The sequence below is a fragment of the Actinomycetospora cinnamomea genome, from assembly GCF_003096675.1.
In the GTDB taxonomy this organism is placed as follows: Bacteria; Actinomycetota; Actinomycetes; order Mycobacteriales; family Pseudonocardiaceae; genus Actinomycetospora; species Actinomycetospora cinnamomea.
In genome coordinates this window covers 28,939-50,209 of sequence record NZ_QEKW01000027.1, presented here as the reverse complement: position 1 = coordinate 50,209, position 21,271 = coordinate 28,939, and the positions used below count along the sequence as shown (strand labels likewise).

Annotated in this window: 22 protein-coding genes, 1 tRNA gene and 1 pseudogene; 16 read left to right on the top strand and 8 right to left on the bottom strand. The window is 73.2% G+C overall.

The genetic code is table 11. The annotated features are described in order from the left end of the window. Positions 1–149: 149 nt before the first annotated feature. Positions 150–905, top strand: coding sequence for a MerR family transcriptional regulator (locus C8D89_RS27115; protein ID WP_243418416.1), 756 nt, complete (start codon positions 150–152; stop codon positions 903–905). Next, positions 902–1,228 carry a YnfA family protein gene (locus tag C8D89_RS27110; RefSeq protein ID WP_116711252.1) on the top strand — a complete coding sequence of 109 codons (327 nt, stop codon included), beginning with the start codon at positions 902–904 and terminating at the stop codon, positions 1,226–1,228. Before C8D89_RS27115 ends, C8D89_RS27110 begins: the two co-directional genes overlap by 4 nt. A 150-nt stretch (positions 1,229–1,378) precedes the next feature. Here C8D89_RS27110 and C8D89_RS27105 read toward each other — a convergent pair. Then, positions 1,379–1,825, bottom strand: a pseudogene (locus C8D89_RS27105) (ArsI/CadI family heavy metal resistance metalloenzyme); the annotation flags it as partial. A 78-nt stretch (positions 1,826–1,903) separates the two neighbouring features. Between C8D89_RS27105 and C8D89_RS27100 the strand changes: the two are divergent. The 4 genes from C8D89_RS27100 (at position 1,904) to C8D89_RS27085 (ending at position 5,293) form a co-directional block, all read left to right on the top strand. Beyond that, positions 1,904–2,302, top strand: coding sequence for an ArsR/SmtB family transcription factor (locus tag C8D89_RS27100; RefSeq protein WP_116711250.1), 399 nt, complete (start codon positions 1,904–1,906; stop codon positions 2,300–2,302). Then, a complete protein-coding gene (gene arsB, locus C8D89_RS27095; RefSeq protein ID WP_423717293.1) occupies positions 2,299–3,417 on the top strand; it encodes an ACR3 family arsenite efflux transporter in 1,119 nt (372 codons plus the stop codon). The genes C8D89_RS27100 and arsB overlap by 4 nt, the downstream gene beginning before the upstream one ends. Before the next feature lie 79 nt (positions 3,418–3,496). Next, positions 3,497–4,129: an arsenate reductase/protein-tyrosine-phosphatase family protein gene (locus C8D89_RS27090; protein ID WP_116711249.1), complete on the top strand. Its 633-nt coding sequence runs from the start codon at positions 3,497–3,499 to the stop codon at positions 4,127–4,129. A gap of 3 nt (positions 4,130–4,132) precedes the next feature. Next, the gene (locus tag C8D89_RS27085; protein ID WP_116711248.1) at positions 4,133–5,293 is read left to right on the top strand and encodes an MFS transporter; all 1,161 of its coding nucleotides are present in this window, start codon (positions 4,133–4,135) and stop codon (positions 5,291–5,293) included. A gap of 14 nt (positions 5,294–5,307) precedes the next feature. Here C8D89_RS27085 and C8D89_RS27080 read toward each other — a convergent pair whose 3' ends face one another. After that, entirely contained in the window at positions 5,308–5,724 is a 417-nt protein-coding gene (locus C8D89_RS27080; protein WP_207787455.1) for a winged helix-turn-helix transcriptional regulator, read from the bottom strand. Positions 5,725–5,828: 104 nt separating this feature from the next. Here C8D89_RS27080 and C8D89_RS27075 point away from each other — a divergent pair, with 104 nt between their 5' ends. The 5 genes from C8D89_RS27075 (at position 5,829) to C8D89_RS27055 (ending at position 9,476) form a co-directional block, all read left to right on the top strand. Then, a complete protein-coding gene (locus tag C8D89_RS27075) occupies positions 5,829–6,338 on the top strand; it encodes a hemerythrin domain-containing protein (RefSeq protein ID WP_133252085.1) in 510 nt (169 codons plus the stop codon). 534 nt (positions 6,339–6,872) lie between these two features. Next, positions 6,873–7,565 carry an energy-coupling factor ABC transporter permease gene (locus C8D89_RS27070; protein WP_116711246.1) on the top strand — a complete coding sequence of 231 codons (693 nt, stop codon included), beginning with the start codon at positions 6,873–6,875 and terminating at the stop codon, positions 7,563–7,565. Continuing rightward, positions 7,562–7,891, top strand: coding sequence for an energy-coupling factor ABC transporter substrate-binding protein (locus C8D89_RS27065; protein WP_116711245.1), 330 nt, complete (start codon positions 7,562–7,564; stop codon positions 7,889–7,891). The genes C8D89_RS27070 and C8D89_RS27065 overlap by 4 nt, the downstream gene beginning before the upstream one ends. Next, entirely contained in the window at positions 7,888–8,646 is a 759-nt protein-coding gene (gene cbiQ, locus C8D89_RS27060; RefSeq protein ID WP_116711244.1) for a cobalt ECF transporter T component CbiQ, read from the top strand. The genes C8D89_RS27065 and cbiQ overlap by 4 nt, the downstream gene beginning before the upstream one ends. Beyond that, positions 8,643–9,476: an energy-coupling factor ABC transporter ATP-binding protein gene (locus tag C8D89_RS27055; protein WP_116711243.1), complete on the top strand. Its 834-nt coding sequence runs from the start codon at positions 8,643–8,645 to the stop codon at positions 9,474–9,476. Before cbiQ ends, C8D89_RS27055 begins: the two co-directional genes overlap by 4 nt. Before the next feature lie 266 nt (positions 9,477–9,742). Here the strand turns inward: C8D89_RS27055 and C8D89_RS27050 are convergent, their stop codons facing one another. From C8D89_RS27050 to C8D89_RS27030, 5 genes are all read right to left on the bottom strand, one after another. Continuing rightward, on the bottom strand, positions 9,743–10,447 hold the full coding sequence (locus C8D89_RS27050; protein ID WP_243418414.1) for a GAF and ANTAR domain-containing protein: 705 nt from the start codon (positions 10,445–10,447) through the stop codon (positions 9,743–9,745). A gap of 366 nt (positions 10,448–10,813) precedes the next feature. After that, positions 10,814–10,887, bottom strand: a tRNA-Pro gene (locus tag C8D89_RS27045). Positions 10,888–10,989: 102 nt separating this feature from the next. After that, on the bottom strand, positions 10,990–11,619 hold the full coding sequence (locus tag C8D89_RS27040; protein ID WP_116711241.1) for a TetR/AcrR family transcriptional regulator: 630 nt from the start codon (positions 11,617–11,619) through the stop codon (positions 10,990–10,992). Between the two features lie 58 nt (positions 11,620–11,677). Then, the gene (locus C8D89_RS27035; RefSeq protein WP_207787454.1) at positions 11,678–12,712 is read right to left on the bottom strand and encodes a cytochrome P450; all 1,035 of its coding nucleotides are present in this window, start codon (positions 12,710–12,712) and stop codon (positions 11,678–11,680) included. 32 nt (positions 12,713–12,744) lie between these two features. Further along, complete coding sequence (locus tag C8D89_RS27030) at positions 12,745–13,380, bottom strand: TetR/AcrR family transcriptional regulator (protein WP_116711239.1); 636 nt, start codon at positions 13,378–13,380, stop codon at positions 12,745–12,747. Positions 13,381–13,440: 60 nt separating this feature from the next. Here C8D89_RS27030 and C8D89_RS27025 point away from each other — a divergent pair, with 60 nt between their 5' ends. The 5 genes from C8D89_RS27025 (at position 13,441) to C8D89_RS27005 (ending at position 19,373) form a co-directional block, all read left to right on the top strand. Continuing rightward, the gene (locus tag C8D89_RS27025; RefSeq protein WP_116711261.1) at positions 13,441–14,682 is read left to right on the top strand and encodes an oxygenase MpaB family protein; all 1,242 of its coding nucleotides are present in this window, start codon (positions 13,441–13,443) and stop codon (positions 14,680–14,682) included. 119 nt (positions 14,683–14,801) lie between these two features. Continuing rightward, the gene (locus tag C8D89_RS27020) at positions 14,802–15,695 is read left to right on the top strand and encodes an AurF N-oxygenase family protein (protein ID WP_116711238.1); all 894 of its coding nucleotides are present in this window, start codon (positions 14,802–14,804) and stop codon (positions 15,693–15,695) included. A gap of 7 nt (positions 15,696–15,702) precedes the next feature. Next, positions 15,703–17,229 (top strand): FAD-dependent oxidoreductase, encoded by a 1,527-nt coding sequence (locus C8D89_RS27015; RefSeq protein WP_116711237.1) that lies wholly within the window; start codon positions 15,703–15,705, stop codon positions 17,227–17,229. 77 nt (positions 17,230–17,306) lie between these two features. Then, positions 17,307–17,774, top strand: a complete 468-nt coding sequence (locus C8D89_RS27010) for an SRPBCC family protein (protein ID WP_243418413.1) — start codon at positions 17,307–17,309, stop codon at positions 17,772–17,774. Between the two features lie 84 nt (positions 17,775–17,858). After that, entirely contained in the window at positions 17,859–19,373 is a 1,515-nt protein-coding gene (locus C8D89_RS27005) for a mannitol dehydrogenase family protein (RefSeq protein ID WP_116711259.1), read from the top strand. A gap of 6 nt (positions 19,374–19,379) precedes the next feature. Here C8D89_RS27005 and C8D89_RS27000 read toward each other — a convergent pair whose 3' ends face one another. After that, positions 19,380–21,248, bottom strand: a complete 1,869-nt coding sequence (locus C8D89_RS27000) for a putative bifunctional diguanylate cyclase/phosphodiesterase (protein ID WP_243418412.1) — start codon at positions 21,246–21,248, stop codon at positions 19,380–19,382. Positions 21,249–21,271: the final 23 nt, after the last annotated feature.

Genomic DNA, 21,271 nt, shown 5'->3' with positions numbered 1-21,271 from the left:
GCCTCAAGACCCGAACCCGCTACGACGAGACCAACGCCTGGGCCCACCGGCAGGCCGCCGCCGCTTGACCTCCCGCCCCATGGGATGTCTGAGGCATCCGGGCGCCGGTCTTGACCTTCGACCCGACTCCGAGGTCTAGCGTCAGGACCGTGGACGGGTTGAAGGTCTCGGAATTGGCCGGCCGGTCGGGGGTGCCGGCGTCGACCGTGCGCTTCTACGAGCAGGAAGGCCTCCTGCCGGCCCGGCGGTCCCCGGCGGGCTACCGGCTGTACGACGACGTGGCGGTGGACCGCCTGGCGTTCATCGGCACCGCCAAGAGCCTCGGCCTGCCGCTGCCCGAGATCCGCCGGCTGCTCGAGCCGTGGCAGCACGGACAGTGCTCCGACGTGCAGCGCGAGCTGCTGCCGCTCGTCGAGCAGCGCATCGCGGAGACCCGCGAGCGGGTCCGGGAGCTGACCGCGTTCGCCGACCGCCTGGCCCGAGCCCACGCCCAGCTCGAGGCGATCGAGCGGGCGGGACCGTGCGACCCGTCGTGCGCCTTCCTCGGTCGCGCGGAGACGGTCGTGGGCCCGGCGCTCCGATCGCTCCCGCTCGCCGATCGGCCCGGCGACGACGTGATCGCCTGCGATCTCGCCCCCGGTGACCGGGAGGACAGGGCGCAGCACTGGCGCGACGTGCTCGCCGCCGCGACCCACCGCGTCGCGATCCCCGGCGGCGTGCAGCTCACCTTCGACGGCGAGCGGCTCCGGCTCGCCGCCCTGGCCGAGCTGGCGGCCTCCGAGGCGCAGTGCTGCCGTTTCTTCGACCTGACCCTGCACCTCGGCTCCCCGGTCCGGCTCGACGCCCGTGCACCCGAGCACGCCCTGGTCCTGGTCCACGAGCTGTTCGGCGAGCCCACCGCGTGATACTGCGCTCGATCGGACTGTTCGTCCTCGCGGCACTGTTGGAGATCGGCGGCGCCTGGCTGGTGTGGCAGACCGTCCGTGAAGGTCGGGCCTGGTGGATCGCCGGCCTCGGGATCGTCGCGCTCGGTCTCTACGGGTTCGCCGCGGCGTTCCAGCCCGACGCCCACTTCGGCCGCATCCTCGCGGCGTACGGCGGTGTCTTCGTCGCCGGCTCCCTCGCCTGGGGCATGGTGCTCGACGGCTACCGACCCGACCGCTTCGACGTCATCGGCGCCCTCGTCTGCCTGATCGGCGTGGCGGTGATCATGTACGCACCGCGCTGACCTCGGCCGGGACGGCCGCGCCGGCCGTCCCGACCGCGGCGAGGTCCTGCCTCACGCGACGCACCCGCAGCCGGAGGCCGTCTTGGCCTCGGTGGCGGTCACACCGGGCTCGGTCGGCGCCTCGTCGTGGGAGCAGCACGCCGTGACCCCGCAGCACGTGGAGGCCTCGGCACCCTCAGCCCCCGCCTGCTCGGGCATGGCAGTGATCACCCCGCTGGTGCCGAACTCCGGGGAGTCCTCCTTGACGGTGTAGACCTCCCACGGCTCGTTGCCGGGGCCGTGCACCCACACCTTGTCCTGACGGGCGTAGCAGCAGGTGGTGTCGTCCTCGACCTGGGTGAACAGGCCGAGCCGCGACAGACGCTCGGTGGCGTCGTCGACCTCTTCGGTGGTCCCGACCTCGACGCCCAGGTGGTCCATCTGCGTCGGACGGCCGGCCTCGCCCTCCAGCAGGACCAGCTTCAGCGGGGGCTCGGCGACCGCGAAGTTGGCGTAGCCGGGCCGACGCTTGGCCGGCTCGACCCCGAACAGGGAGCTGTAGAAGCGGATGGAGCCCTCCAGGTCGGAGACCCGCAGGGCCAGTTGCACACGGGACATGACATCCTCCTTCGACTGTTTCGATGCCTGTCGAGATGCACCTTGCGCCCGTGCTTAGACGTCTGTCAAGGTAGAAGCATGTCAAAGCAAGGCGCGAACGAGGAGCGGGTACTGGCCCAGCTCGCCGAGGTCGTGGGCTGCTGCTCCCCCCTCGCGCGCGAACCGCTGTCGGCACAGCAGTCGGCGGAGCTCGCCCGCGTGTTCAAGGCGATGGGCGACCCGGTGCGCCTGCGGCTGCTGTCGCTGATCGCATCGCACGCCGGGGGCGAGGCGTGCGTCTGCGATCTGACCGACGTGTTCGACCTGTCCGGGCCCACCATCTCGCACCACCTCAAGGTGCTGCGCGAGGCGGGGCTGATCAGCGGGGAGCGCCGGGGCACGTGGGTCTACTACCGGGTGCGCCCCGAGCTGCTGGCCCAGGTCTCGGCGGTGCTCGTGCCCGGGGACCGCGAGCCGCTGCCGGTGGTGGAGGCGTGAGCCGCGGGCTGACCGCCGACGACCCCGCGGAGGCCGGGGTGGTCGCGAAGCTCTCGACCCTCGACCGGTTCCTGCCGGTCTGGATCCTCGCGGCGATGGCCGTCGGGCTGCTGGCCGGCCGGTTCATCCCGGGGTTCGGGGAGGCCCTGGGCGCGGTCGCCGTCGACGGGGTCTCGCTGCCGATCGCCCTCGGGCTGCTGATCATGATGTACCCGGTGCTGGCGAAGGTCCGCTACGACCGTCTCGACACCGTCACCGGCGACCGCCGGTTACTGGTGGCCTCCCTGGTGCTCAACTGGCTGATCGGGCCGGCGCTGATGTTCGCGCTGGCCTGGCTGCTGCTGCCCGACCTGCCCGAGTACCGCACCGGCCTGATCATCGTCGGGCTCGCCCGCTGCATCGCCATGGTCATCATCTGGAACGACCTCGCCTGCGGCGATCGCGAGGCCGCCGCCGTGCTCGTCGCGCTCAACAGCGTGTTCCAGGTGCTCGCGTTCGGCGCCCTCGGCTGGTTCTACCTCGCGGTCCTACCCGGCTGGCTCGGCCTGCCGACCGCCGGCCTCGACGTGTCCCCGTGGGCCATCGTCCGCTCGGTGCTGATCTTCCTCGGCGTCCCGCTGCTCGCCGGCTACCTCACCCGGCGACTCGGCGAACGCGCCAAGGGCCGCGAGTGGTACGAGGACAGGTTCCTCCCGCGCATCGGCCCCTTCGCGCTCTACGGCCTGCTGTTCACCATCGTGATCCTCTTCGCCCTCCAGGGCGAGGCCATCACCTCCCGACCCCTCGACGTCGTCCGGATCGCGCTGCCCCTGCTCCTCTACTTCGCGGTGATGTGGGCCGGCTCCTACGCCCTCGGCCGTGCGGTCGGCCTGAACTACGCGCGCACCACCACGCTGGCCTTCACCGCCGCCGGCAACAACTTCGAGCTCGCCATCGCCGTGGCGATCGCGACCTTCGGCGCCACCTCCGGCCAAGCCCTCGCCGGGGTCGTCGGACCCCTCATCGAGGTGCCCGTCCTGGTCGCCCTGGTCTACGTCTCGCTCTGGCTGCGCCGCCGACTCTTCCCCGCCCGCACCGAGGCCGCGGAGCACACCCCGTCAGGAGCACGCGAATGAGCAACGACGCCGTCCACCCCGACCCACCACCACCGGGCCGGCCGGCCCCGCGGTTCCGCCGCGCCGGGACCTCGAGGCGCTGAGCCTGCTCAGCACCGACCACCACCTCGCTCGCACCGCCGAGGCACTCGCCGGTCGGTTCGCCGGTGTGTTCTCGCCGGAGACCGTCGCGGCCTGCCTGGTGGAGTCCCACGAGCTGCTCTCCGCCACCGCAAAGCTCAACACCCACCTGGTCGTCCTGGCCGAGCGGTTCGCCCGCGAACGCCTGACCGCCGCCGCACGAGCCCGAGGAGCACTGGTGTCCGACGTCCCCGAGGTCCTGTTCGTCTGCGTGCACAACGCCGGTCGGTCGCAGATGGCCGCCGCCCTGCTCGATCACCACGCGCAGGGCGCCGTCCACGTCCGCTCCGCCGGCTCGACCCCGGCCGACGAGATCAACCCGGCCGTGCGCGAGGTCATGGCCGAGCTCGGTCTGGACCTCGCCCGCGAGTTCCCCAAGCCGCTCACGACCGACGTCGTCGAGGCGGCCGACGTCGTGATCACCATGGGCTGCGGCGACGCCTGCCCGGTCTTCCCCGGCAAGCGCTACCTCGACTGGGAGCTCCCCGACCCGGCCGGCAAGGACGTCGACGACATCCGGCCGATCCGCGACGACATCGACCGGCGGGTGCGCGAGCTGCTGGACGAGCTGGTACCTGCGCGCACCATGTGACCCGTGGCGGACACCGGAGGCGCGCCGACCGGCACGGCGCGCGCTATCACCGGCGCCGTGCTCCTGGACCTGGCCGTCAGTCCGCTGTTCGCCTGGGACGTCTTCACCGACGCCCTGGGCCGGGACCTCGCCGTCGGCCACGCGCTGCTCGCCGGTGTCTTCTCCGTCGGCCTGGTCGCCTTCATGGTCGGGGTCCTCGCCGGCGGACGGGCAGCCGACACCCTCCCACCGCGCCGGCTCGCGCTGGTCGCCCTGACCGGCACCGTGCTCGGCCTGCTCGGCAGCGCCGTCGCGCCCACGGTGCTCGTGCTCTTCCTGACCTTCGGCGTCCTGGTGGGCGGATCGACCGGGCTCGGGTACGTCACCGCCGTCCGGGTCGCCGGCACCGTCGCCTCCGGTCGCGGCCTCGCCCTCGGCCTGGTCGTCAGCGCGTACGCCGCGGGCACCGCCGTCCTCGCCCCGGCCGCCTCCTGGCTGCTCGACGAGGTCGGCCGCCGCGCGACCTTCGTTGTCCTGGCCGGCGCGCTCGGGGTCCTCCTCGTGGTCGCGGCGGTGCTCGTGCCCGGCACGTCACCCATTTCGCCCCGACGGCACCGACGCGCCACCCGCCGGGGGCGCCCGAGCGGCCCCGTCCTGGCGCTGTGGGTGGCGTTCGGCCTCGGCAGCGCGCCGGCGCTCGCGGCCTTCGCCCAGGCCGGGAGCCTCGTCGGCGACGCCACCGCGGTCACCCTGGCCGTGGTGTCGCTCAACCTCGGCAACTTCGGGGGCCGACTCATCGCCGGGCCCATGTCCGACCGCATCGGCCGGCGCGCCGCGCTGCACGTCAATTCGGCGCTGCTCGTCCTCGCCTGCCTCCCGCTCGCTGCCGGCGCGACCGGATCGCTCGCCCTCGTCGCCCTGCTCCTGCTCGGCCTCCAGTACGGAGCGCTGTCCACGCTCACCCCTGCCGCGACCTCCGACGTCGTCCCCGCCGAGAGCTTCGGCACCACCTACGGGATGGTGTTCACGGGCCTGGGCGTCGCCGGCCTCGTCGCACCCGTCGCCGCCGCCACCCTGGCCGTCCACATCGGTTACGGCGCCGTCTACGTCGTGTTCCTCGTGATCGCTGCACTGGCGTGGGCCTCCGTCGGGACCTATGCGCGCCTGGCTGCCGGCCGCGAGTGAGTCCTGAGCCGCGATCACGAATCGCGGGGGGCGGACGGCGCCGCCGCGCATCGGCAGTCGTCTCCCTGCGGCTCCTGCTCCAGGCGGCGAGCACTCCACGCAATCAGGGGTTGCAGGGCCCGGATCAGCTCCTGCCCGTTCGGGGAGGGCGTGTACCGGATCAACACCGGCGTGGAGGGGACGACCTCACGACGCAGGAGCCCGTAGGCCTCCAGCTCCTTGAGCCGCTGCGCGAGCATCCGGTCGGAGATCCCCGGCACCAGGTTCCGGTACTGCGTGAACCGCCGGGCGCCCTCGGCGCCCGCGAGCAGCACCGCGCCCGCCCACCGTCGTCCGATGAACTCCAGGACCCTCTGGAAACCGCCGCACTGCGCGTCCCCGACGACGTAGTGCACGGGCTTGCGTCGGATGCCCTCTCCAGCCTGAGGCACTAACCCACAGTAAGTAGCTTCGGACTCGATTGTCGACCCTGCGGCACAGCAAGACACTCGGGACGGCCCGACGGGTGACGATCGAAGAAGGTGCGGTCACGCTGATGCTCTCGACCCCCAACCCGACCCATCCCCTGGTCCCGGAGCTCCTGCGGGTGCACGACCTGGTGCGTGAGGACCTCCGGACCTGCCGCGACCTCGCTGATGCCGCCGCAGGCAGCGCGCAGGCGGCGCCGCTGCGCGAGGCCGTCGACGAGCTCGCCGGCCGGAGCCTGCTGTTCCAGCTGCGGACGCGCTGTCTGGGCTACTGCCGGCTCGTCCACGACCACCACCGCGGTGAGGACCTCGTCCTGCTCCCCGCGGCGCGTCGGAGCGCGCCGGAACGGGCCGCGGTGCTCGATCGGCTCCAGCGCGACCACCGAGTGGTGTCCGATCTGCTCGACGAGATCGAGACGGAGGCCTGGCGGCTCGACGACAGCGCCTCGGGCGCGGCCCGGACACGACTGGTCGATGCCCTGCGCACCCTCTCGGACCACCTGCTCGAACACCTCGACGTCGAGGAACGAGCGCTGGCACCCGTCCTGCAGACCTGGGAGAGCTGGCCCCACCAGTGACCTGACGGAGTCGGCGCCGTCGCTGAACGGCGACCGGAGGCCAGGGACCTGGAGGGGTCGAGCGTCGTGGCGAGCACGGGTCACGCCGCGCACCTCGCCCTTCCGTCGCCGACCGTAGGTACGACTCCCGGCGTGGCTGCCGAGGTCGACGACCACGGCCAACGCCAGCCACAGAAGGTCGAGCCCCACGATGCCCCCCGGCGCCACCAGCACGTACACCAAGGTCGTCCAGGGCAGGAGCAGGAAGCCCGGGACGTCGCCGAGGTCGTCGACAGCCGTCCGCAGCGTTCGCGCACGGCTCCCTAACGCGCGGCCGGTCACACCTGTAACCACCAACGGACTACGGCGACGACGTCCGCCTGCTCCGGCGAGCACGGCGTTCCATCGACAGGTGCCGCCCCTGGTGACGGCAGATCACTGATCCCGGGCCATCAGCGCACGATCCCGTGGCGAAGCCTTGAGCCACACCTCAGCAGCTGATCAGATGCTGTGAGTGGTACGCGGGCCGCCGCACCGTCCTCCGAGGAGCCCTCCATGCACATCGCCGAGGGGTTTCTGCCCCCGGTCCACGCCGCCGCATGGACGGTGGCGGCCGCCCCGTTCGTCGTCCACGGGGTCCGGGCCGTCGTGCGTCAGGTCCGCGAGGACCCCGACTCGAAACTCCTGCTCGGTGCGGCCGGGGCGTTCACCTTCGTGCTCTCGGCACTCAAGATCCCCTCGGTCACGGGATCGTCCTCGCACCCCACCGGCACGGGGCTGGGCACCGTGCTCTTCCGACCACCCGTGATGGCCGTGCTCGGCACGATCGTGCTGCTCTTCCAGGCGCTGCTCCTCGCGCATGGCGGGCTCACGACCCTCGGGGCCAACGCGTTCTCGATGGCGGTCGCCGGCCCGTGGATCGCGTACGGCGCCTACCGCGCGACCCGTCGCTTCGGCCTGGCGATCTCGGTCTTCCTCGCCGGCGCGCTGGCCAACCTCGCCACCTACGGCGTGACGACCCTCCAGCTCGCCCTCGCGTTCCCCGACCCCACCGGCGGCATCGCGGGCGCGGTGGCGAAGTTCGGGTCGATCTTCGCGATCACGCAGATCCCCCTCGCGGTCGTCGAGGGGCTGCTCACGGTGCTCGTCGTGCGGCTGCTCGCCCACAACAGCCCCAAGGAGCTGCTGCGCCTCGGCGTCCTGCGCCGGTCGGAGACCACCGCCACGGCCGAGGAGGCCCGCTCGTGAGCCGCTTCACCCGTACCAACATCCTGCTCCTGCTGGCCGTGGTGCTGCTCGCCGCCGTCCCCCTGTTGTTGGGACTGGGCCAGGGCGAGGAGCCCTTCTCCGGCGCGGACTCCCGGGCGGAGTCGGCTATCACCGAGGACCACCCGACCTACGAGCCCTGGTTCTCGTCGGTGTTCGAGCCGCCCTCGGGCGAGGTCGAGTCGGGGCTGTTCGCCGTGCAGGCCGCGCTCGGAGCCGGCGTGCTGGGCTACTGCCTCGGCGTTGTCCGCACGCGTCGCCGCAACGACCGTCGGACCACCGCGACGGAGCCCGGCCCGACAACATGACGCGACGTGACGCCCCGCTGGAGACCCTGGCGCACACCGGTCCGTGGCGGGAGCGCCATCCCGCCGACAAGGCGGTGCTGGCGCTGGGGCTGCTGGTCTGCGCGGTGGCCCTGCCGCCCTGGCCGGGCGCGGCCGTGGTCGGCACCGTCGCCCTGGTCCTGCTCGCCGGTCCGGCCGGGGTGGGGCCTGGACGTGCGGTCCGCCTCCTGCGGGCGCCGGCGGCTTTCATCGTCGTCGGGGCGCTGCCGCTGCTGGTGGCGGTCGGCGGTCCGACGGTGCTGCGCTGGGACCCCGCGGGGCTCGCCCGGGCCGGCGAGCTGGTGGGCCGCTCGCTCGCCGCCACGCTCTGCCTGCTGCTGTTCGCCGCGACGACCCCGCTCGCCGACGTCCTGCCCCGCCTCTCCCGGCTCGGGGTCCCACCGGCGGTCACCGAGGTCGCCGCCCTCATCTACCGCCTGCTGTTCCTGCTCCTCGACACTGCCCGAACCGTCCGGGAGGCCCAGGCCGGACGCCTCGGCTTCGCCACCCGCGGCGCGGCGCTGCGCTCGGCCGCAGGACAGGCCGGCGCGGTGTTCGTCCGCGCCTTCGACCGCGCCCGCCGCCTCGACGAGGGGCTCGCCCTGCGCGGCTACGGCGGCGACCTCGCGGTGGACGTCGACGCACCCGCGCCCTCCCGCAGGTTCATCGCGTCCAGCGTCCTGCTCCTCGCCGTCGTCGTCACCACCACGCTCCTTCTGCGCCTGGTCATCGCGTGACCCCCCTCGGGCGCCTCGCCGAGGTGCACTTCGCCTACGAGCCGGACCGGCCGGTGCTGCGCGGTGCCGACCTGGACATCCGCCGCGGCGTCCGCCTGGCCGTCCTCGGCCCCAACGGCGGCGGGAAGACCACGGCGTTCCGGCTGCTCGCCGGGACCGTGGCGCCCGACAGCGGAACCGTCGAGGTCCTCGGCACCCCTGTGTCGCGCTCCCGTCGCGCGCTGCTCGAACTCCGGCGCCGCGTCCAGCTCGTCCTGCAGGATCCGGACGACCAGCTCTTCGCCGCGACCGTCGCCCAGGACGTGTCCTTCGGACCCATCAACCTCGGGCTGCCCCGCGATGAGGTGAGGGCCCGGGTGGACGCCGCGCTCACCGCCCTCGACATCACCGACCTCGCCGGGCGTCCGCCGCACCTGCTCTCGAACGGACAGAAGAAGCGCGTCACCATCGCCGGCGCGGTCGCGATGCGGCCGGACCTGCTCGTGCTCGACGAGCCGACCGCCGGCCTCGACCCCGCCGCCGTCGAGGCCACCCTCGCGACCCTCGCCGAGCTGCACGCCGCCGGCACGACGATCGTGCTCTCCACCCACGACGTCGATCTCGCCCACCGCTGGGCCGACGAGGTGGCCGTGCTCGTGGACGGCGAGTTCCGGGCCGGCGCGCCCGACGACCTCCTCGTTGACGAGAAGCTGCTCGCCGCCGCCCGCCTCGGACCTGCCTGGGCGCCGGCCGTCCGCGCACTCCTGCGCCGCCACGGCCTCGAGCATCTCTCCCCGAGCGTGCCGGGCGAAGCATTGCGCTCGGCCCTGCCGGCGGACGGCCGAAGCTGAGGCCGACGCGCGAGGCCGCCGGCCCCGGGTCCACCGACGCCCCGAGCTGGGCCAGGGCTGCCCGCGGGTCGGGCCGGGGGAAGCTCGCCCACTCCACGAGCTGCAGGCCCTCGGGCAGACAGCGTCAGTCGGTCCCTGGAACACTACGGTGAGGCCCTGGCCGCCGCCGATGCACATCGTCTCCAGGCCGTAGCGGGGTCTGGCGTCGGTCCATCTCGCACAGCACCCACCATCGTGAGGATCCGGCCGACCGCCCGGCGGCGCGGCTAGGACCCGTGCTCGACGCGGCCCCGGCGGCACGCTTCGTCGTGCAGCCAGCGCGCAACCTCCACGAGCTTGAGGTTGGTGTCCTGGGACGAGCGCACGAGCATCTGGAAGGCGCCCTCGTCGTCGACGCCGAAGCGTTCCATGAGGATGCCCTTGGCCTGGCCGATGGTGTCGCGGCTGTCCACGGCCCTCTGCAGATGGATGGCCTGCTCACATCCGTAGAGCAGCATCGCCGCTTGTACCGCGAACAGCGCGGCGGTTGTCCGGGCGTCTTCATCGAAGACCTGGGCCCGGACCGCGTAGAGGTTGAGCGCCGCGCTCTTCGGCCCGGGCTGGTAGGCGATCTGCACCGACAGCATCGCGTGGTAGCCGGCCTCGACGGCAAGCGGCGCGAACTGGGGCCAGCGCTGCCCGTCGGCGCCACCGAGGTCTTGGGCGAGGATGATCCCGTTCTCCGGCGGCTCGTGAAGCGCGCTCATGCACGGTCCCTCGCCCAGCTCGGCCTGCAGCTCGGCGAGCTTCGTGATCGTCGGACTGGTCGTATGCCGGGACACCACCTCGCCGTGCTCGGTGACCGTGATCCCGCCGGCATCAGCCTCGGGCACCGTCTCGACCGCGGCCTCGACGATGCGCCGCAATGTCAGCTCGCGATCGCGGATGCTGTGTCGTCCGGTCAGCTCGCGTGCGGCCTGGCGCAGGGCCACGACCAGCCCGTCGGTGTTCATGGTGTTCCGCTCCCGTGGACCGTCCCGGGGACGGCGCCGGCCTCTTCCCCTCCATGCCACCGGTGGACCGACCCCTTCGCTCTATGTGACGCCGTCCTCGCTCCAAGTCTTGTCGGTGCGATGACGGGGTCAAGACCCGCAGGTAGGAACGGCACTCGCGAGCAGAGGTCTCCGGCCGGTGGGCGCTCACGGCGGAGCGGGCGACATGGCAGCCCTGGACACCTCGCAGGTCCCGGAGTGGTCCCGACGACCACCGGGAAGACCCACACGTTGATCCACACCGTGAACGACAAGAACCCCTCTGACCTGGTGTTCTGCCAGTGCCAGAGGGGTTCTGTGCGCGTGTCGGGACGACAGGATTTGAACCTGCGACCCCTTGACCCCCAGTCAAGTGCGCTACCAAGCTGCGCCACGTCCCGAGCCGCCGCGCCCGTGAGCGCGACGGGAGCGACGATACCCCACCGCGCTGCCCGGTCCGGCGGCCCCTCCGGGTCGATCCCTCCGGCACAGCCCACGACCGGTCAGGGCTGCGGCTTCGTGGCGCTGATCCCGCGGAGGACGATGTCGACGAGTCCGTCGAGCCACTCGCCCGTGGGCGCGGCGCGTTCGAGGAGCACCCGGTGGATGATGGCGCCGACCAGGGTGAAGATCGCCTGCTGCGGGTCCACCCCGTCGCGCCACTCGCCGCGGGCGCGGGCGCGCGCGGCGATCGAGGACACCGACTCGGCGGGGGCGCCCACACGTCGGGACGCCACGGTGCCGACGTCGCCGCTCGCCGTGGTCGAGAGCGCCGCGCGGAGCAGGGCGACGCCGTCGGGCTGGGCCGCGAGTTCGGCGATGGGCGCGGCGAGCGCGTACAGGTCGCCACGGAGGCTCCCGGTGTCGGGGCTCACGCTGAAGTCGTCGAGCAGTCCTTCCATGGCCGCGGCGACGAGGGCTTCCCGCGTGGGCCAGCGTCGGTAGACGCTGGTCTTGTTCACCTCGGCCCGTCGGGCGACCCGTTCCACGCTGAGCCCCTCGAACCCGGCGTCGGCGAGCTCGACGCGGACCGCGGCGAGGACGGCGGCGGTGACGGCGGCGCCGCGGGGACGGCCCGCGTCACGCCGTCGCGGCGGACCGGGGGGCGTCGAGGCCGGGATCACGAGGGTCACGCTGGTGGCCCTCGAGGTGGGGTTCAACGCCGGCCGTGCGCTGGTCTCCGCCAAAGGGTCACAGCCGCACCGGGAGTGACTCCAGCCCGCGCACGATCGCTCCACCTCGCCAGGCCACGGGCGCGGCGGGGTCGGTGCGGCGCAGGTCCGGCGCGCGGCGCAGCAGCGCCGGGATCGCGATCTGCGCCTCGAGCCGGGCCAGCGGGGCACCGAGGCAGTAGTGCGCGCCCTTGCCGAACGCGAGGTGCGGGTTGGGAGAACGGGTCAGGTCGGGGTGCTCGAGCAGGGCCGAGGTGCCCACGCCGATGAGGTTGACGGTGGTCTCGTGGCCGGCCGTGAGCAGCAGGAACAGCATCGCCACGATCTCGTCGGTCGTGAGCTGGTCATCGTCGTCGCGGGCCGCGACCAGCGCCGAGACCAGGTCGTCGCGGGGGTCCCGGCTCCGAGTGGTGATCAGCCGGCGCAGGTAGACCACGAACCGCAGGACGGAGCCGATGCTCCGCAGCGGATGCTCTCCGACGGAGACCAGGGCCCGGGTCCAGGCGCGGAACCGGGAGGTGTCCTCCTCCGGGACGCCGATGATGCGGGCGATCAGGATCAGCGGGAGCGGGGCGGCATAGTCGCCGATCAGGTCCATCGCCCCGCGGCACTGCGCGGAGTCGAGCAGGGACTCGGCGACCTGCTCGACCTGCCCGCGCAGCTGCTCGATCCGTCGGGGGGTGAAGGCCTGGTGCACCAGCCGACGCAGACGATCGTGGTCCGGACCGTCGAGGCTGAGCAGTCCTCGCTCCAAGGAGGCCAGCGCCCTGGGCAGCTTCGGCCCTGCTGCCCTCTGCTCCCCGGTCAGCGCGTCGTGTCGGTTCTTGCACAACCGCGGATCGCGCAGGGCGGCCTCGACGTCGGAGTAGCGGGTGATCACCCACGCGGTGCTGCCCCGGGCCCATCGCACCGGTTGGACCGGCGCGTCGAGCCGCAGCCGTGCCCAGAAGCCGAAGGGTTCCGCGGCGAAGGTCTTGCTCGTGATGTCGACCGAGGCCAGCTCCCCCACCGTGAGGCTGTTCCAGGCGGGCGCCCATCGTCCGGGAGTTGTCATCGGTCCACTCTTTGCAACAACTCGTTGCGAAGCTAGTCGGAGGCGGTGCTCCGCGCCACCTCCCGATCCCAGCGCCTCTCCAGGTAGCGGGTCACCAGCAGGGTCAGCTCGTCGACCAGATCCGCGCGGTCGACGGGTGGGTCCTCGAGGACCCAGCCGATGGTCGCCTGCTCGACGGCGCGGACCATCACCCAGGCCATCACGTCGGGCCGCCGCTGCCCCGTGTCCTGCCCGGCGAGCACCGCCGCGACGAGCTCGTCGACGCGCCGCGCGAAGGCCGCGCGCCGGCTCCCCGCGCCACGGGGCATCTGGTCGGCGAGGACGCGGGTCATCGCGGGCTGCTCGCCGAACGCGTCGAGCAGCGCCTCGACGTTGCGGCGCACGACGTCACCTCGGGACGGAGCGCGCAGGGTGTCGACGAACGCGCGCGAGATGCGAGCCTCGAGGTGCACGGTCTCGCGGTCGACCACCTCGTCGAGCACGGCCTCCTTGTCCGGGAAGTACTGGTACAGCGACCCCGGACTGACGCCCGCCGCGGCGGCGACGTGGTTGGTGGTCACCCCGTCCCACCCGCGCTCGAGCAGCACCGCACGGCCCGCGGCGACGATCCGCTCGACCGTCGCCCGGGACCGCGCCTGCCGGGGCGCCCGCCGCTCCCGCGGGCTCACCGCCCGCTCCGAGGGAACGCGAGTTGAAGGCGAGCAAGTACTCGCATCAGCATGGACGTCATGGTCGCACAGCCGGTGGACGACGCGAGCCCCCCGACGACGGCACCGACGGCGACACCCCCGACCCGGTTCCGCGGCGCTCCCGGGCGCAGCGCCCGCCTCGCACGCCCGCTGCGGATCGCGGCCGGGGTCCGCGAGCTCGACCCGCACCTGGTCGCCGAGCTCGGCCGGCGCATGCAGAGCCGCGACGAGCTCGGCGCGGCGCTGGCCGCGGCGATGAAGCGCCCGACCGGCGACCCGCGCCGGGTGACCATGCGCCAGTTCCACACCGCGCTGGACCACGGCGTCGACGCCGTCCCCGACGCCGCGCCCGAGCTCCGCCGCTTCTTCGCGGTCGTCGACGACGTCCCGCCGTGGGTCGACTGGCCGCTCCTCGAACGCGGCGCCCGGGCGTTCCGCCGCCTCGGGCGCACGCGCATCGACGTGCTGCTCGCCCTCTCGCTCATCGGCGGCTACCGCTTCGGCGGCCCCGCCGACCTGCTCGTGGCGACGGGCGGGCTCACCGGCGACACGGCGATGCGCCGCCTCGGCGAGACCGAGACCTGGGGCCGGGGCGTCACGGCGCCGGGCGGGATGCGCCGCGAGGGCGAGGGCTTCCGGCTGACCGTGCACGTGCGCGCCATGCACGCGCTGGTCGACCGCGCCTTCGAGACCAACGGGCGGTGGGACGCGGCGCGCTGGGGCCTGCCGATCAACCAGACCGACCTGGCGACGACGCTCGGGCTGTTCAACAGCACCGCACTGCTCGGCTCGCGCGCGCTGGGGCGGATCGTGACGCGCGAGGAGTCGCGGGCGGTGATGCACCTGTGGAAGTACGTCGGCTGGCTCATGGGCGTCGACGAGGACTGGCTGTTCGACACCGAGCGCGAGCAGAACGTCTTCAACTACCACGTGCTGCGCGTGCAGGACGACGTCACGCCGGCCGGGGCGGCGCTGACCCAGGCGCTGGTCGACGGCCACGGCGCCCTGCCGGGCTGGCGGGGCCGGGTCGCGCGGGCGAAGCTGCTCGGCCTGCTGCGCTTCTTCCTCGGCGTCGAGGGCCTGCGCGACCTCGGACTCCCCCGCGCGAGCGCCGCGATCGTCCTGCCGGGCATCGCCGTCAACCTCGTCGCGTCCGGCCTCGCCGCACCGACGCGGGCCGGACGCCGGTTCCTGGAACGGGCCGGTGACCGGGCCACCGAGCGGGAGCTCGCGCGCTGGTTCGGTGAGCGCCAGGCGGAGGTCGGTCACCTGCCGGCGTGACGGCGGTCGCCGTGACCGCGAGCACACCTCCCGGTACCTACCCGGACATGGTGTCACCGTTACCTTGGGTATCACCAACTCCAGGTAACAGTGAACGTCGGTACGGCCCAGGAGGATGCATGACGACCGCGGAGCACGACACCCGGGCGGACGTCGCGGCACGGCTGCTCGACTCGTCCGACCAGCTCTCCTACGACCCGCTGCGCGAGGTGGACTGGGACAGCCCGGTCGACCCGCGCCACCACGGCGCGAGCCCGGAGTGGAGCACGCTCTACGGCACCGCCTACTGGGCCGAGATGACCGAGGAGCAGCGCGCGGCGTTGACCCGCCAGGAGGCGGCGTCGGTGGCGAGCACCGGCATCTGGTTCGAGATGATCCTGCAGCAGATGGTCCTCCGGGACTTCTACGCGAAGGACCCGACCGACCCCGCGTTCCAGTGGGCGCTGACCGAGATCGCGGACGAGTGCCGGCACTCGATCATGTTCGCCCGCGGCGCGACGAAGCTCGGGGCGCCCGCCTACCGCCCGCCGCGGCACGTGATCGAGGGCGGTCGGCTGTTCAAGACCCTCGCGAGGGGCGAGGCCGCCTACGCCGCGATCCTCGTGGCCGAGGAGGTCCTCGACGTGATGCAGCGCGACTGGATGCGCGACGAGCGCGTCGCCCCGTTCGCCCGCACGATCAACAACATCCACGTGGTCGAGGAGGCGCGACACATGCGCTTCGCCCGCGAGGAGACCCGGGAGCGCCTGCAGGGCGCGAGCGCCGCGCGTCGCCGGTTCAACGCCCTCGTGGTGGCCTTCGCCGGCTACTTCATCGTCACGAGCATGTGGAACGGCAAGGTCTACGAGAACGCGGGGCTCGATCCGAAGCGCGCCAAGCGCGAGGCGCGGCGCAACCAGAACCATCGCGCCCTGCTGCGCTCGAGCTGCGCCGGGCTGATGGAGTTCCTCGATTCCGCCGGGCTCCTCACCGCGCCGGCCAAGGCGCTCTACCGCGCCGCGCACGTCCTGTAGACCCGCCGTGCCCTACGCCATCACGCAGCTGTGCTGCACCGACGCCTCGTGCGTCACGGCGTGCCCGGTCAACTGCATCCACCCGACGCCGGACGAGCCCGACTTCGGCACCACGGACATGCTCTACGTCGACCCGCGGACGTGCATCGACTGCGGGGCGTGCGCCGAGGTGTGCCCGGTGGACGCGGTGTTCCCGGCCGAGACGTTGACCGGTGCGCTCGCGGACTACCCGGCCGTCAACGCCGAGTACTTCGCGGGCACCGAGCCGGCCGCGCCCCCGGCGGGCTCGCCGCTGTTCCACGCGTGGGGCCCGGTGCGGTTCGACCGGGTGCTGCCGGCCGACTTCCCGGACCTCGACGTCGCGGTCGTCGGCAGCGGACCCGCCGGGATGTACACGGTGCAGGACCTGCTGCTGCACACCACCGCCCGCGTCACGCTCTACGACCGGCTCCCGGTCGCCGGGGGTCTCGTGCGCTTCGGCGTCGCCCCCGACCACCCGGACACCAAACGCATCGGCGAGTCGTTCGCCCGCTACCACGACCACCACCGGCTCCGGCTGCGCCTCGACACGGAGGTGGGCCGCGACATCGGTGTCGAGGAGCTGGGGCACCGCCACGACGCCGTCGTCTACGCAGTGGGCGCGCCGACCGCGCGTGACCTCGGCATCCCCGGCGAGCGGCTGCCCGGTCACCTGCCCTCGACCACGGTCGTCGGCTGGTACAACGGCCATCCCGAGATCGCCGCGCACGCCGTCCCCGTCGACGCGGAGGACGCCGCCCGGGTGGCGGTGGTCGGCACCGGCAACGTCGCCCTCGACATCGCCCGGATCCTCACCGCGGACCCGGACCGCCTCGCCGGCACCGCCATCCACACCGCAGCGCTGGGCCGGCTGCGCGCGAGCCGGGTGCGCGAGGTCGTCCTGCTGGGGCGTCGTGGACCGGAGCACGCCGCCTACACCCGTGGCGAGCTGACCGCGCTGTTGCACCGCGAGGACCTCGAGGTCGTCGTCGACGATCGCGATCCCCGAGTCGGTCGCGCGATCGACACGGCGGCGCCGGGCGACCACGCGGCGCTGCTGCGCGACGTGCCCCGGTGCCGCCCCGAGGACACCCCGCCGGCCGCCGGCCGCCGGCGGGTCGTCCTGCGCTTCCACGCCACGCCCCGGGCCCTGCTCGGGGACGGTCATGTGTCGGGGGTGCGCGTCGACGGGCCGGACGGGCCCGACGAGCTGCCCGCGGGCCTGGTGGTGCGCGCCATCGGCCACCGCGGACGTCCGCTGACCGGCCTGCCGTTCGACGACGAGACCGGCACGGTCCCGCACGACGCGGGACGCGTTGAGGGACGGCCCGGCACCTACGTCGTCGGTTGGATCAAGCGCGGGCCCGGTGGTGGCATCGGCACCAACCGCCGCGACGCCGCCGAGACGGTGGCGTCCCTCATCGAGGACGGGAAGAACCGTGTCATCGGACCCCGCCCGCGACGGGGCGGGGTCCTGCGCCGCGCCGCCCACCGCGGGTCGTCACGGGCGACGTAGCGCCAGGACCCGTCGAGGCAGGACCCGCACCGCGCCCGCCCGGGCGCGTCGGCACGGTGGACGTCACGATGGGGGCCGTGGAGACCCCCGCGCCCGACACCTGGATCCTCGCCGACTCGACCCACGTCGCCGCGACCCCGCAGCAGGTCTACGACGTGGTCTCCGACGTCACCCGCACCGGCGAGTGGAGCGTCTTCACCCGCGCCTGCGAGTGGGAGGACGCCGAGGGCCCGCAGGTCGGGGCACGGTTCGTGGGGCACAACTCCCGTCCCGGCCGCGACTGGGACACCCGCAGCGAGGTGGTCGCCGCCGACCCGGGCCGGGAGTTCGCCTGGGAGGTCAACGGCCTGGTGCGGTGGGGCTTCGAGATGGAGCCCGAGGGCGACGGCACCCGCCTGACCCACCGCTGGGTCCTCCCTCCCGCGGCACGCGACGTCCTCCGGGAACGGTTCGGCGACGACGGCGTCGAGCTGCGCACGAACGACGCCCGCACCAGTATCCCGGCCACCCTCGCCTCGGTCCGGGCGGTGGTCGAACGGGGGTGAGGCACCTGGCCGCCGGAGCAGCCGGAGCGATCTCCGACGCGCGCCTGCTGCGTTCGCGGGACGGTCCACGCCATAGTGGGCGACGTGGCTGCGACGACGCTGACGGCGGCGACCCTGCCCGACCTCCCTCCCGAGGTCCCGGGCCCGTCCTACGACCGGTCCGCGGTCTCGGTCGGGATCGTGCACTTCGGCGTGGGCGGGTTCCACCGGGCACACCAGGCGATGTACCTCGATGCCCTGATGGAGCGGGGCGGGGCCCTCGACTGGGGCATCTGCGGGGTCGGGGTGCTCGAGGCCGACCAGCGGATGGCCGAGGTCACCGAGGCGCAGGACGACCTCTACACGCTCGTGCTCAAGCACTCCGACGGCTCCCGCGAGCCCCGGGTCGTCGGCTCGATCGTCGACTACCTCTACGCCCCCGCCGACCCCGAGGCCGTCCTCGACCGCATGACCGATCCGGCCACCCGGATCGTCAGCCTCACCGTGACCGAGGGCGGCTACCACAAGAACGCGAGCACCGGGGAGTTCGACGACCGCGACCCGGCCATCCGCGCCGACATCGACGCGCCGGAGGGGACCGCGCCGCGGACGACGTTCGGATTCCTCGTCGAGGCGCTGCGCCGCCGCCGCGCCGACGGCACGGGCCCGTTCACCGTGATGAGCTGCGACAACATCCAGGGGAACGGGCACGTCGCCCAGGCCATGATCACCGCATACGCGCGGCGGCGTGATCCGCAGCTGGCGGACTGGATCGACGCCGAGGTCCCGTTCCCCAACTCCATGGTCGACCGGATCACCCCGCGCACCACCGACGCCGACCGTGCCGAGCTCGTCGAACGCTTCGGCATCGAGGATGCCTGGCCGGTGGTGTGCGAGCCGTTCACGCAGTGGGTGCTCGAGGACCGGTTCGCCGCCGGCCGTCCTCGGTTCGAGGACGTCGGGGTGCAGGTGGTCGACGACGTCGAGCCCTACGAGCTGATGAAGCTGCGACTGCTCAACGCGAGCCACCAGGCCATCGCCTACCTCGGCTACCTCGCGGGGTACCGCTACGCCCACGAGGTCGCGGGCGACGAGCTGTTCGCCGGCTTCACCCGCGCATACATGGACCGCGAGGCCACGCCGACGCTCGCGCCGGTGCCGGGCGTGGACCTCGACGACTACAAGGCCACGCTGATCCGGCGCTTCGCCAACCCGGAGATCCGCGACACCCTCGCGCGCCTCGCCGCCGAGAGCTCCGACCGCATCCCCACCTGGCTGGTGCCGGTCATCCGGACCAACCTGGAGAACAGCCGGCAGGGTGGGCACGGCGAGATCGAGCGCTCGGCGCTGGTCGTCGCGGCGTGGGCCCGCTACGCCGAAGGCGTCGACGAGTCCGGCGAGCCGATCGAGGTCGTCGACACGGGACGCGCCGAGGACCGCATCGCCGCCGCGCGCCGCTACCCCGACGAGCCGCTCGCGTTCCTGGCCGACCGGGACCTGTTCGGCGACCTGGTCGACGACGAGCGCTTCACCACGGCCTACCGGGCGCACCTCGACGCGCTGCACACCGACGGCGCGCGGGCCACCGTCGCGGCGCTGGAGCAGCGACTCGGCCGGTGAGCCCCCTCAGCGCGGGCTCGGGACGGCGGGCGCGGCCGGCGCGCTGACCCAGTTCAGCAGGCCCTCCGCCGGGAGGGGACGGGAGAACAGGTAGCCCTGCGCGGTGGTGCACCCCATCCCGAGCAACGTCTCGGCCGCGAGCTCGGTCTCCACGCCCTCGGCGATGAGGTCGAGCCCGAACGACTGGGCCAGGCCGACGATCGAGCGCACGATCGAGAGGTCCTCCGCCGTCCGGCCGAGGTCCTGGACGAACCCACGATCGATCTTGAGGATCATGACGGGGAGCGCCTTGAGCTGCGCGAGCGAGCTGTACCCGGTGCCGAAGTCGTCGATGGCGACGCACACGCCGAGCCGGCGCAGGCCGCGCAGCGTCGCCGACGCCGCGTCGGCGTCCCCGACGACGGCGTGCTCGGTGACCTCGAGGACCAGGTCGCGGCCCGTGAGGCCGTGGCGGGCGAGCACCTCCGCCACCGTGTCGACGAAGTCGACGGCGAGGAGCTGGACCGGGGAGATGTTCACGGCCATGGTGAAGTTCCCGCCGATCACGTCGGGCCGCTCCCGGCGCCACGCGGCGAGCTGGCGGCACGCGCCGTCGAGCACCCAGCGGCCCAGCTCACCGGCCAGGTTGGTCGCCTCGGCCACGCCGACGAACAGCTCGGGGGACACCGGCCCCAGCGTCGGGTGGTACCACCGCAGGAGGGCCTCGACACCGGTGGCGGTCCCGGTCCGCAGGTCGACGACCGGCTGGTAGTGGATCGCGAGCGTGCCGTCGCGGATCGCCGAGAGCAGGCTCATCTCCACGGCGACGCGCACCTCCTCGCGCACCCGCATCTCCGAGGTGAAGGTGACGACCTCGTTGCCCCCGTGGTCCTTCGCGGTGAGCACGGCCTGGTCGGCGCTGCGCAGCCAGACCCCGACCTCGGCCGTCGGCGCCTGCGCCACGGCGATCCCGACGCTGACGGTGCGGCGCAGCGACTGACCCCCGAGCCGGATCGGTTCGGCCATCGCGCGTTGCACCCGTGCCGCGACCGTAGCGGCCTGCGCCTCGTCCGCGAGGCCCGCGAGGGCGACGACGAACTCGTCTCCCCCGAGCCGGGCCACCATGTCGCCCACGCCCACCGCGGACCGGATGCGCTCGGCCACGGCGATGATGAAGCGGTCGCCCGCGTCGTGGCCGAGGAAGTCGTTCGTGGCCTTGAGCCGGTCGACGTCGATGAAGAGCAGCGCACGCGGCCCCGGCGGCGGGGAGGTCAGGGTCGCCTGGAGGTGCGCCAGGAGCGCACGGCGGTTGGGCAGGCCCGTCAGCTCGTCGTGGTGGGCGATGTGGCGCAGCTGGTCCTCGGCGAGGAGCCGGGCCTGCATCTGGGCGATCAGGGTCGCGATGGTCCGCAGCGCGCGGGTCTCGTCGGCGTTCCAGCCCCGGTCGCCGTACTTGATGAACCCGAGGGTGCCGGTGGTGCTCCCGCCGGAGCGCAGCGGCACGGTCGCGACCGACGTCTCCTCCACCCCAGACCCCTCCTTGACCCGCTCCTGATAGGCGGCGGAGTCGGAGGGACGGATGATCAGGATGTCGGCGAGGTGCTCGCTCGCCGCGAACGCCGGGTCGGCCGACTCGAAGGAGATGACGCCCAGGGGGTCGGGGTCGGGGACGACCTCGCGGGGTGGCCACTCGGCCACGAGGACGGTGGCCCGCCGCGCGGTGTCGTGGAAGCGCAGGAAACTGAGGTCGACCTCGAAGTACTCCACCAGCACCCGCAGGACGGCCTCGGCGGCGGTCCGCAGGGTCGTGGAGTCGACTCCCATGAGGGTGGTCGCGACACGGGTGACGAGCTCGTCGAGGTTCGTCGGCGCGATCTCACTCTTCGTAGGACCCACACAACGGAGGGTAGCCGTCCTGC

Bases quoted from the DNA above. Each gene is read 5' to 3' on its own strand.
- C8D89_RS27100 (WP_116711250.1), top strand. From the start codon at position 1,904: ATGTCAAAGCAAGGCGCGAACGAGGAGCGGGTACTGGCCCAGCTCGCC.
- C8D89_RS27075 (WP_133252085.1), top strand. From the start codon at position 5,829: ATGCTCTCGACCCCCAACCCGACCCATCCCCTGGTCCCGGAGCTCCTG.
- C8D89_RS27070 (WP_116711246.1), top strand. From the start codon at position 6,873: ATGCACATCGCCGAGGGGTTTCTGCCCCCGGTCCACGCCGCCGCATGG.
- cbiQ (WP_116711244.1), top strand. From the start codon at position 7,888: ATGACGCGACGTGACGCCCCGCTGGAGACCCTGGCGCACACCGGTCCG.
- C8D89_RS27035 (WP_207787454.1), bottom strand. From the start codon at position 12,712: ATGACAACTCCCGGACGATGGGCGCCCGCCTGGAACAGCCTCACGGTG.
- C8D89_RS27025 (WP_116711261.1), top strand. From the start codon at position 13,441: ATGGTCGCACAGCCGGTGGACGACGCGAGCCCCCCGACGACGGCACCG.
- C8D89_RS27020 (WP_116711238.1), top strand. From the start codon at position 14,802: ATGACGACCGCGGAGCACGACACCCGGGCGGACGTCGCGGCACGGCTG.